At 40.4% G+C, this 11,140-nt stretch carries 6 protein-coding genes; 2 read left to right on the forward strand and 4 right to left on the reverse strand.

Going from position 1 to position 11,140, the window contains the following annotated elements; genetic code table 11:
• Window positions 1-3 precede the first annotated feature (3 nt).
• The 4 genes from RM347_RS16195 to lepB form a co-directional block, all read right to left on the reverse strand.
• Window positions 4-1,839: a two-component system response regulator gene (locus tag RM347_RS16195; RefSeq protein WP_322719329.1), complete on the reverse strand. Its 1,836-nt coding sequence runs from the start codon at window positions 1,837-1,839 to the stop codon at window positions 4-6.
• The gene (locus RM347_RS16200) at window positions 1,836-5,600 is read right to left on the reverse strand and encodes an ATP-binding protein (RefSeq protein WP_322719328.1); all 3,765 of its coding nucleotides are present in this window, start codon (window positions 5,598-5,600) and stop codon (window positions 1,836-1,838) included. The genes RM347_RS16195 and RM347_RS16200 overlap by 4 nt, the downstream gene beginning before the upstream one ends.
• Window positions 5,601-6,093: 493 nt before the next feature.
• Window positions 6,094-6,879, reverse strand: a complete 786-nt coding sequence (locus RM347_RS16205) for an MOSC domain-containing protein (RefSeq protein WP_322719454.1) — start codon at window positions 6,877-6,879, stop codon at window positions 6,094-6,096.
• Between the two features lie 204 nt (window positions 6,880-7,083).
• Window positions 7,084-7,725, reverse strand: a complete 642-nt coding sequence (gene lepB, locus RM347_RS16210) for a signal peptidase I (protein ID WP_322719327.1) — start codon at window positions 7,723-7,725, stop codon at window positions 7,084-7,086.
• 405 nt (window positions 7,726-8,130) lie between these two features.
• On the opposite strand from lepB, the gene RM347_RS16215 reads away from it, so the two are divergent.
• Entirely contained in the window at window positions 8,131-9,450 is a 1,320-nt protein-coding gene (locus tag RM347_RS16215; protein ID WP_322719326.1) for a dihydroorotase, read from the forward strand.
• Window positions 9,451-9,921: 471 nt separating this feature from the next.
• Entirely contained in the window at window positions 9,922-11,007 is a 1,086-nt protein-coding gene (locus RM347_RS16220; RefSeq protein ID WP_322719325.1) for a patatin-like phospholipase family protein, read from the forward strand.
• Window positions 11,008-11,140: the final 133 nt, after the last annotated feature.

An 11,140-nucleotide genomic window follows, 5' to 3' on the forward strand; every position in this document is an offset into this window, starting at 1 on the left:
TAGCTACCATTTAGGTGCTGCGGCAAGCAACTTAAGAACCAATTGTTGTTCTATGGGTTGAGAAAACAGATATCCTTGAGCAAAATTACAGTTTAAACTTCTCAATTGAGCTAACTGTTCTTGTGTTTCGACACCTTCAGCGATCGCACTCATCCCCATTGAGTTGGCAATGCCAATCATTGCTGGTACTAACCCCATATTCTCTTTGTTCTCCTGCATCCGTTTGACAAAAGATTTATCAATTTTGAGTGCATTCAAAGGAAAGCTGTGTAAGTAACTCAAAGAAGAATATCCTGTGCCAAAGTCATCCATAATCAACTTGATTTTTCGCTGCTTTAGTTGTTGAAGAATTATTTTAATTGCATTAGTATTTTCCATAATTACACTTTCTGTAATTTCTAATTCTAAGTATGCAGGATTTATTTTATTTTCATAAATTATTCGGTCAATTTGTTCTACCAAATTGGGCTGTAAAAATAACCGCGCACTCAAATTGACACTAATAGTTAGGGGTTCTGGTGTCACTGGATGATGTTGCCAGATACTTAATTGATGACAAGCTGACTGTAATACCCAAGTGTTAATGGCATTAATCAAACCTGTTTCTTCGGCTACAGGAATAAATTCTATAGGAGAAACCAGACCACGAGTCGGATGTTGCCAGCGCACTAAGGCTTCAAATCCAGAAATTTTGCCTGTAGTCAGGCAAACAATTGGCTGATAGTAAACAAGGAATTCTTGCCTTTCAACTGCCCTTCGCAGGTCATTTTCTAACTCTAAAAGCTGAATAGCTTCTTGATGCATCGCTGGATTGAAAACGTGATATTTGGCTCTTCCTTGAGCCTTTGCCCGATACATTGCCGTATCAGCATCCCGCAGCAAATACTCTGGGCGTTCGTAATCTTTATTACCCCAACTAATACCAATACTGGCATTCATGAATACTTCATATCTTGACAGTTTAAAAGCAAGTGATAGCTGTTTCAGAATCCGTTCAGCAACTTGGATTGCTATATTGATATCTGTAATATTTTCTAGGAGAATTCCAAATTCGTCCCCGCCCAATCGTGCTAGAGTATCAATAGGTATTAGACATGCTTGCAGGCGGCGAGCAATAGCTATCAACAATTCATCTCCCACCAGATGACCAAGGGAATCATTAACAACTTTGAAGCGATCGCAGTCCAAAAAAAGTACCGCAAACTGATAATTAGATTCTTGCTTCGCCCGATTCAGAGCATTTTCTAGTCGCCTGATAAACAAAACTCGGTTTGGTAATCCAGTCAGTGAATCATGCAGTGCTATATCTAGCAGTTGACTTTGCAATTTCTGGCGGGAATTGATTTCTTGTTGGAGTTTTTGTAGAGCTTTTTCTAGCTCCCCAGTCCGCTGTTTTACCCGATCTTCCAGTTCCACATTTAGTTTCAAGATTTCTAATCGCGCCGACCTCAATGCCAGTTGATTTTGTACGCGCACCAAAACTTCTTGAAACTCAAAAGGTTTGGTGATGTAGTCTACACCACCCACCCTAAAGGCTTTAACTTTATCAAAAACATCATCTAAAGCGCTAATAAAAATTATCGGGATATCGGCTGTTAGCTCCCAAGCTTTAAAGGTCTGACAAATTTCATAGCCATCTACTTCTGGCATCATAATATCGAGTAGAATCAAATCCGGTAATACTGTTTGAGTTGCTGTCAGTGCCATTTGCCAGTTCAAGGCTTTACGAACGTTATACCCTTCCCTTGTCAATATGGAGGATAAAACCCGGAGGTTATCCGCCATATCGTCAATGATCAAAATATCTTTTTTATCAGGGTCTAAATGCTCGTAATTCATTCTACGTTTGTTTTAGTCAATTCCATGATTTTCTCAAACTGGTAGTTATTTGCTAAATCCCTAAGAACCTGGAAAACTTGAGCATTATCTGATGGAATTTGCTTAAGTAACTCTAAAATCAGTTCATCGCTACAGCTGGCTGCGGCATAGTGAATCTGTTGGAGCCACTCAGGTGACATTTTTGATAAACGGCTTAGGAGTTCAGCAACACTGACAAACATCTGTGTCGGTTGATCGACAAAGGCTGTGTTTGTGGTTTCTACTTGGTTGTTATACTTTACACCCAGATGTTGGCTCAGTTTTTCCAATAATACTTCCTGAGTGAATGGCTTGCGAATAAAATCATCGCAGCCAATAGACAAAATTTTCTGGCGTTCTTCCTCAAAGGCGCTAGCGGTTAAGGCAATAATGATCGTGTCTGTATTGGAGCAATCCTGCGTTGCTTGAGATAAGTTGCAAGGGGGAGCCAAGGCTGTTAGCGATCGCGGTCGCAAAGTGGACGCACCAGAAGCATCATTTCCCATGACACCAGTTGCTTCTGGCGCCGGAGACGCTTTGCGTACAACTTTGAGAACCTCGCAGTCGCCTGAATCGGGTATCCCTCCTGCAAGGCACTGGCTCCCCAATGACACCAGTTGTTTGAATTTTGGAAACCTCCGCAACGTATTGGCTGCCCCATACTCTATTTGTTTAGTTTTAATAATTCTTGTGGCTTCGTAGCCATCCATGATCGGCATTCGCATATCCATAAAAATCAAGTGTGGTTGCCAAGATTCCCAATTAGCGATCGCCTCAGTACCATCTGTAGCTTCCCTAACTTCAAGACCTAAAGATGTGAGTATTTTAACTAGCAACAGACGGCTTTCTTTGGAGTCGTCAACTACTAAGATGCGGTATATTTTTTCAGTAGCTGCTAAAGCTAGAATTTGGGATTTAATTTGGTTTGTTGGGATTTCTCTAGGGCAAGTTAGAGCAATCTGAACATCAAAGGCAAATGTACTACCGACACCAGGCATACTGCTGACAGTAATATCTCCTCCCATCAGTTGCACGTATTTGCGGCTAATCGCCAAACCCAATCCCGTACCTTGTTGCGATTTTCTGCCGATTTCAGTTTGCTCAAAAGCTTCAAACAGCAAGTCAATTTCTTGTGGGGCAATACCACAGCCAGTGTCTTGTACCTCGAAGATTAGAGATTGGCATGAAGAGGCAGAGGGGCAGGGGGACTCGGGGTCCTCACGGAGTGGGGATTGGGGGAGAGGGGGCAAGGGGGAGAATGAAGAATTACCTCTTTCCTCTCTTCTCTCTGCTCCCCAATCCCCAGCCCCCAGCGATGTACTGACTTGTACTGAGCGCAGTCGAAGTAGCTTGTCGTTCGCGGAGCGTCTCGGAGAGAAGTGTCCCCAGTACCCAGGACCCAGTCTCACCCGTAGCGTCACCCTCCCCGTCTCAGTAAATTTGATGGCATTTCCCAAGAGGTTGATCAAGACTTGACACAGTTTATTTTCATCCGTTTCTATGTATTTAGGAATGTCTTGTGCATATTCAAACACTAATTCTAAATTTTTAGATGCAGCACGCAAGTGCAACATCTCTTCTAAGTTCTTTAACAGATGAATTAAGTCAAAGCTGCTGCAATTTAATGTGATTCTGCCAGCTTCAATTTTGGACATTTCTAGAATGTCGTTAATTAAGTTGAGTAGATGTTCGCCAGCACGATTAATAATTGCCAAGTTTTCTTGATGTTCGCCAGATAGGGAATAATCTCGGCTCATAACTTGGGTGAAACCAAGAATGGCGTTGAGTGGGGTACGCAGTTCGTGGCTCATGTTAGCAAGGAATTCGCTTTTGGCGAGGTTGGCGGCGGCGCTTCGCGCTGCTTCATGAACGGCTGCTTGTTGTTCCTGTGCAGCTATTTTTTGCGATTGAATCAATTTTTCTTGAGTAGTTTGCAGTTGCTCGATAACTTGCTGTAACTCTTCAGTACGTTTTTTGACTTGAGCCTCTAAGGTGCGATTGTATTCTGCTAGTAATTTTTCTGTTTGTTTGCGTTGGGTAATATCAAAAAATGTGGCGATCGCAAAAGCCAGATTTCCCGATTCATCATAAATTGGTTTACCCAAAACTTCAATGAGAGTAACCTTGTCACAACAGCGAATTTCCATATCATCAATTCTGGCACTTTCCCCAAGCAATGCTCTCAAAATCGGTAGGCGATCGCTTGGGTAAAGTTGATCTGTTCCGGCAAGGTAAGCTTGATATACCTCTGACAATTGTTCGGCGCTAACTTCTGCGATTGCTCCTTGACCAAGAATTTGCTGCCCAATTTGATTTGTATAATAAGGTTCAGCTTCAGCATCTATGATAAACACACCTACTGGCATGGCTTCTAAAAATTGAGTGAGCCGACTCTGACTGTGAGATAGCGCTGCATTTAAGACTTGCATCTGGGCATTCTTTGCTGATAAAGCACTGAAGGATGCTTGGAGTTGCTTTGCCATAGTTTCAAATGACTTAGCTAGTTCCCCCAGCTCATCAGAACGCTGAATTTCTGATGTTTGCTCCCATTCACCTTGAGCAATTTTCTTCGCTGAGGTGTTTAATTGTAGAATCGGCTTAATTACCCAGCGAGCAGTCAAAATCCCAATTCTTATAGCTACTAAAAAAGCAACTATGCACAGCAAAATGGTGATTTGGGTGTTGGCATTAATTTGCTCCATAAATTCGCCTTCGGGAATCACCGCCACGATTAGCCAATCTAAATCCAGTTCGTCCCTCCAACTTTTTACCTGCACAAAATAACGCATTCCATCGGCGGTAAAACTTAGCTGTTGCTTCCCTACAACAGACTCAAGACTGCCAAAGCGTTTGATCAAGGACTGTGTTGTGAGTCTAATTAAAGAATTTTGACTATCTAATGCTGATTGACGTTTTCCTTTACCATTAATGATGGTATATGGTGGCTCGCTAGTTGAAGTTGCCACTATTAACCCAGAACGCTCTAAAATAAAAGTTTTACTCGACTGTTTAATCTTTAAGTTAGCTAAAAACTTGCCGATTTGTGATAAAAGCAAATCAACACTAATCACCCCTATAAATTTGCCATTTTTATCGTAAACAGGATAGCTGGAAGAGATGGATAAAATATCTGGTTTATCTTCCCATTGATAAATTTGACTCCAGACTGGTTTACCTATCTTGACTGTATCTGCATACCAAGCTTCTGCGCGAGGATCGTAATTTTTGACTTCCTGGAAATGGCGGCGATTTCCTTGATTGTCTGTAGTATAAACATAAAGTTTGCCTATACCATGCTTTTCACTAACTTCATTAATCAAGAGCTTGCCATTATCTAGACGTTCAACACCGATAAATTCACCTTTGAGATTAGCAAAGCTGTTGTAGCCAACATTGAAAACCTGCATTTGTTTCCAAAAGTAATTTCCGGTAGTTTTAAAGTCCGAAAGGTTGAGTAAACCTAGCTCAATTGCATCTAAGTTGATTTGATTGATTTGCTTTGGGGTTGTTAAATAGCTATCAAGATGCTGTTCAATGCGATCGCAGATTTCATTTTCTAATTGAGTAGCAAGCTCCTTTACCGCTTTTTGACCGTTTTGATACGAAAGATAGCCCACAAGTCCCACCGCACCACAAATTTGCAATATAAAGGGCACAATCAGAACATACCTCAGAGGCATCTTGGCATAAACTTTGCCAACTAAGCGATTAATAGATTTGACAGGCTGAAGTTTGGATAACATTGTTGTTTAATTCTTCCCCAGCATATATTAGGGGTATTTTGCTATTTAAGCTACATTAGTTTCAGCATCATTACGGTGTAAAATTCCTTTTTTATGATTTTTTGCATTTAAAGTATAAAAAAATACTAAAATTTAATAAATACTTGTTTTACTATCTGAGTTCCTCCAACGCCTAATTTTCAAACTTTGTAATCACACCTGAATTTGCTCAGTTTTATCTGGCAATGTGTCAACAGATTTTCTCGGATGGACTGAAATTTAACTAATAAGCTACAGTATGCCATTCTCAAATTCAGGTCGCCATTAGCACCCAATCCTAAATTTAATTTTTAATTGCTGATGTCTTGATTTTTCGGTCTTAAAACCTTTGGACTTGTACAAAAACTTATATTTAAGTACAACAATTTTAAAATTTTCATGCAAATACATAGTAAAAACAAAAAAAATTCCAAAAAATTCACTTTGTATTTTTTATTTTGAAGAAATGTTAATTTTATTGTGGAAGTATGTCAACCTTATCGCCGATTTGTAAAATTCTTCCGGCTGATGATGGGGGTAATTGGGTATTCACACTCAATCTGTAAAAATGATTAAAAGGCGATGAAGCAACCCAATTTGGTAGAGTTGCTCGCCGCTGGGTTACAAAGATTTTTTGAAAGTTTGGGTAAGCTTCCCCTAAGTAAGAATCGCGTGTTGGGACTATACAACGCTGACATGGATTAATCCCAAAAAAATCCACATTTCCCACTCGAAAAGAGACTAAATCACCATGTTCACTAAATAGCTGATCTTCCCAAAATGCTGGTACACCATCAATCTCGATGTTGGCACGCATCCGACGGCGCATTTCATCTACACTTAAACCGGGAAACCAAGAAGCTACTTCTGCCAATGTTGCCGTACTAATTACCGTTGGGCCAAGTGAGTGTGTATCGTCAGGAAAACCCATTAGAGAGTTTTGCCTTAATGTGACAGCAAACTCAAAAAAATCACTCAAAATTGCTTCTAATGCTTGGCGTTCCTCATCCAGATGAAAAATTTGTTGTAAGTCGCTATCGGGGATTTGTAGTGAGATAGTTCTATTTAAGAGTGCAAATTGGGCCCTTAGTAAATGGATTTTAGCATGACGCTTGCCATTGACAAATCTACCCTGTTCGTCAACAATGGCAAACTCACGGTCATGCTGTAGTGCTCCACTGGCAAGAACTCTAGCGTTCTCAACTTCAACACCATCCAGTGACTTAACTGGATACAGTAAAATCTTTGCTAAGTAAGGCATCATAGCAATTTTGGATTTTAGATTTTACGTTAGCGTAGCGTGTCGGAGACAAAAGTTGTAAGGAGGAGCCACTGCGTTGCGCGGGTTAAGAGCGTTCTAGTAAGTGGCGTTGGTTTCCCTCAGTAGCAAACTTTTCAAGACGGATTTTGGATTGAAGATTGGTGTTAGTAGTCCCCAATCTAAAATCTAAAATTCTTTTGTTAATTATGGATATATTGGTGATTTATCTATTCCTCCAACATGATTTAGAGGCCAGAAGCGAACTACAGCACGTCCAATAATATTCTGACGGGGGACAACACCCCAGCAGCGGCTATCGTAACTACTGTTACGATTGTCACCTAATACTAAATATGAATCGGCTGGTATAGTCTGGGGTTTTGCTAAAAAAGGCGGCTGTGGTCCTGATTGACAAACATCAATGACTGTGCTCTGTCCAGAACTGAGGTAATTGGCTTCTGGGAGGGGTTTGTTATTGATATAGACTTTGCCATCCTTAAGTTGTATTTTTTCTCCAGGTAAAGCAATTATGCGTTTAATAAAAGCATCCTGGTATTGTTCTTTTTGCAACTCCTTTGTAGGCGAAAATACTACAATGTCTCCTCGCTGCGGGTCAGCAAATTTATACTTCAACTTATCGACAATGATTTTGTCTGCCTCCCACTGGTTTGGTGTACCATGCAGAGTAGGTTCCATCGATCCAGAAGGAATCCAGCGTGCTTCAGCAACAAAGGTACGAATTCCCAGAGCTAGAACAATGCTTAATACAATTGTTCTACCTAGCTCTGCGATCCAGGAATTATCGGGTTGTTGACTAGAGTTGTTATCAGACACTTGATTATGCATGAAATTACTTAACTTAACGAAAGATGTAGGTAATTAACTCACCTAGTGAGACTGTATCTGTTAATCTTAACGGGAAAATTTTAATTTCCTAGTCATGTTCGCATCTTGACTACCAATTTTAGATTGTAGATTTTAGATTTTGGATTGGGGTGTTGCTTCTGGCTCATGACTCGCCTCTGGTGGGCGAAACCAATTTAAAATCATCAGGCTGTAACCCTTCTAGAATAAGGTCAATCCCAATTGCTAAATCTAAAATCCAAAATTGATTGACGGGGTTCTTCATAAATTAAAAATAAACTTTTTTTTAATCGCGGCAAAAATTGATTACTCCGATCGCGAATAAGTTTAACCTAAAAGCATAGTTCTCTGTAATACATAGCTCCCTATCTAAACTTTGTGATCCCTATGCCATCTCCAAAAATACTACTGATTCGCCGCGCTCGCATAATCTTACCCAATGGTGAACTGATGATTGGGGATGTATTGACGCGCGATCGCCAAATAGTCGAAGTTGCGCCAGAAATCTCCCAAACAGCACTAGCCACTGAAATTGACGCAGAAGGGTTAACTTTGTTGCCAGGAGTTATTGATCCGCAGGTGCATTTCCGGGAACCTGGACTAGAACACAAGGAAGATTTATTTACTGCCAGTTGTGCCTGCGCTAAAGGGGGAGTCACTTCCTTTTTAGAAATGCCCAATACGCGCCCCCTAACAACCACACAGCAGGCTTTAGACGACAAGCTAGAACGTGCCTCACACAAGTCCTTAGTTAATTATGGCTTTTTTATTGGGGCAACAGCAGAGAATCTACCAGATTTGCTTTTAGCAAAGCCAACACCAGGAATTAAGATATTCATGGGGTCGATGCATGGTCAGCTGCTGGTTGATGGCGAAACAACATTGGAGGCGATATTTGCCAAAGGCGATCGCTTGATTGCTGTTCATGCTGAAGACCAAGCTAGAATCAACCAACGACGCCAAGAATTTGCCAACATTCACGATCCAGCCGTTCACTCTCAAATTCAAGATGATCAAGCGGCTTTGCAGGCAACCCAACTGGCATTAAAACTTTCCCAAAAATATCAACGTCGTCTGCATATTCTGCACATGTCAACAGCGGTGGAAGCAGATTTGCTGCGTCAAGAGAAACCTAGTTGGGTAACAGCAGAGGTGACGCCACAGCATTTGTTGTTGAATACTAGTGCATATAAGCAGATTGGCACTTTAGCACAGATGAATCCTCCTTTGCGATCGCCCCACGATAACGAAGTTCTCTGGCAAGCTTTGCGCGATGGCGTGATTGATTTCATCGCTACAGATCACGCGCCCCATACCTTAGAAGAAAAAGCTCAAGAATACCCTAATAGTCCTTCGGGAATGCCTGGGGTGGAAACTTCCCTAGCTTTAATGTTAACTGCGGCGATGGAGGGAAAGTGTACTGTTGCTCAAGTTGTTAACTGGATGTCTAAGAATGTGGCTGTGGCTTATGGTATTCCCAATAAGGGAGCGATCGCACCTGGTTATGATGCCGATTTAGTGCTTGTAGATTTAAATACATACCATCCAGTCCGGCGCGAGGAACTTTTAACCAAATGCCGTTGGAGTCCCTTTGAAGGCTGGAACCTTACCGGCTGGGCTAAAACTACCATTGTCGGCGGTGAGGTAGTTTATGACAAAGGCCAGGTAAATACGCAAGTGCGGGGTCAAGCTTTAACTTTCTTATAGCAAATATTTATTTAAGCTTACGTAGTGGACCAATAAATATACATCAAAGTCATACTTGAACTGGCAAGATTTTCATCTATCCAAAGTCAAGACTAGACCAATGTGGTTTGGTTAAAGCTAAAAGGCGAAAATCCTTGTTTTTCCTCCTTTACCCTTTTAACCAAAGGGTATTGACTTGTGGCTGTATCAGAAATTGCAACTTGAAACCCTGAATTTATTTTTAAGTGTTTCAAGTCAAATCTCAATAACTACTCCCTTCGTGCTATAAGATTACCTATTTATTCTTCTTTACCCTGCTTGGTGTTCTTAGCAGTTCGTTAAAAAAACTTAGGTATTCTTAGCCGGATAGGAGTAAACAAAAAGAAATCGGATTGTGATTAATCTCATAATGCTTAATCTTAATCCAGTTCATGTATTTCCCAGAAACTATGCCCTGAAACATAACCAGAGAAATAATCAAGGAGAATTGCTATGTCCTTTAAAATTTTGGCTTTAGACGGTGGCGGTATTCGTGGAGTAGTTGCAGCACAAATACTTCAACAAGTAGAACAAGAAATTATAAATCAGGGGAAAGGAAACTTTTTACACGAATACTTTGACCTGATTGCTGGCACTTCTACTGGTTCAATATTAGCAGGAGGGATTGCCTTAGGAAAGAAGAGTGATGAACTCATTAAAATGTATAGAGATAAAGGTAAAGATATATTCCCGCTGGAGAGAAAAGAGCGCTACAAAAATTTGCCGTCCATCATCAAACCAATTCTTGATGTATTTTCACCACCTACATATTCTCATGATGGAATTATTAGCGTCCTCAAAGATGCGTATAAATCTACAAGAATAAAAGATATTGAAAAACCCATTATTTTGATTCTTGCTTACGATACGCTATATCGTAATACAACCTTTTTTACAAATTGTCATCCCGATTTAGGAGACAGATGGTACGATGACTGTTATTTATGGGAAATATGTACCGCTTCTGCCTCAGCTCCCACTTTTTTTCCACCATATAAATTAGAACCTGTAGATAAAGAAAAATTTGGTGATTGGCAATTTCCACACATTGATGGAGGAGTTTCTGCTAATAATCCCTCTCTCGCTGCTTTGAGTCTAGTTATGAGGATCAGTCAGTCTTCAGTCTCTCCAACAATTAAGCAAAAATATAAACTGGATAATCTACGATTGGAAGATATTTCTATTCTTTCTATTGGCACAGGTCAAACTGGTGAACCATTTCAATATGAGCAAATAAGCAAATGGAGAGGCTTAGATTGGGTACAACATCTTACTAATATTTTTATGGAACCTACATCTGAGATTGATAGTACGATTTGCCGACAAATTATGGGTGGATACGATTCTAAACGTTACTTACGTCTTCAGTTTGACTTAAATGAGACATTTAAACCCAAGCCAAAAGAGACTTATAAAGATCCTCGCATTGTATTACCTCCAGAAAATCGAAAAAACCGATTTACAGGGGAAAAAGTCAGTGAAGAAATAGATAACACTAATTCCAAAATTCTTCAGCAGTTAGGGACTTCCAGAGAATAAAATATACAGTCAATAAAAATGATAATCATTTCAAGGAGGGAGAGAGGGGTTGCCGTCGGCAACCCCTCTCTCCCAATAAATATGCAAGACAAATGTCTGCACAAAGATAGTTCTTAAATGCAGTTAACAGAAT

Origin of the sequence: Nostoc sp. ChiQUE02, assembly GCF_034531305.2 — a bacterium.
Lineage (GTDB): Bacteria > Cyanobacteriota > Cyanobacteriia > Cyanobacteriales > Nostocaceae > Nostoc.

Coding starts and splice junctions, on each gene's coding strand:
- RM347_RS16195 (WP_322719329.1), bottom strand. CDS start 1,839: ATGAATTACGAGCATTTAGACCCTGATAAAAAAGATATTTTGATCATT.
- RM347_RS16200 (WP_322719328.1), bottom strand. CDS start 5,600: ATGTTATCCAAACTTCAGCCTGTCAAATCTATTAATCGCTTAGTTGGC.
- RM347_RS16205 (WP_322719454.1), bottom strand. CDS start 6,879: ATGCCTTACTTAGCAAAGATTTTACTGTATCCAGTTAAGTCACTGGAT.
- lepB (WP_322719327.1), bottom strand. CDS start 7,725: ATGCATAATCAAGTGTCTGATAACAACTCTAGTCAACAACCCGATAAT.
- RM347_RS16215 (WP_322719326.1), top strand. CDS start 8,131: ATGCCATCTCCAAAAATACTACTGATTCGCCGCGCTCGCATAATCTTA.
- RM347_RS16220 (WP_322719325.1), top strand. CDS start 9,922: ATGTCCTTTAAAATTTTGGCTTTAGACGGTGGCGGTATTCGTGGAGTA.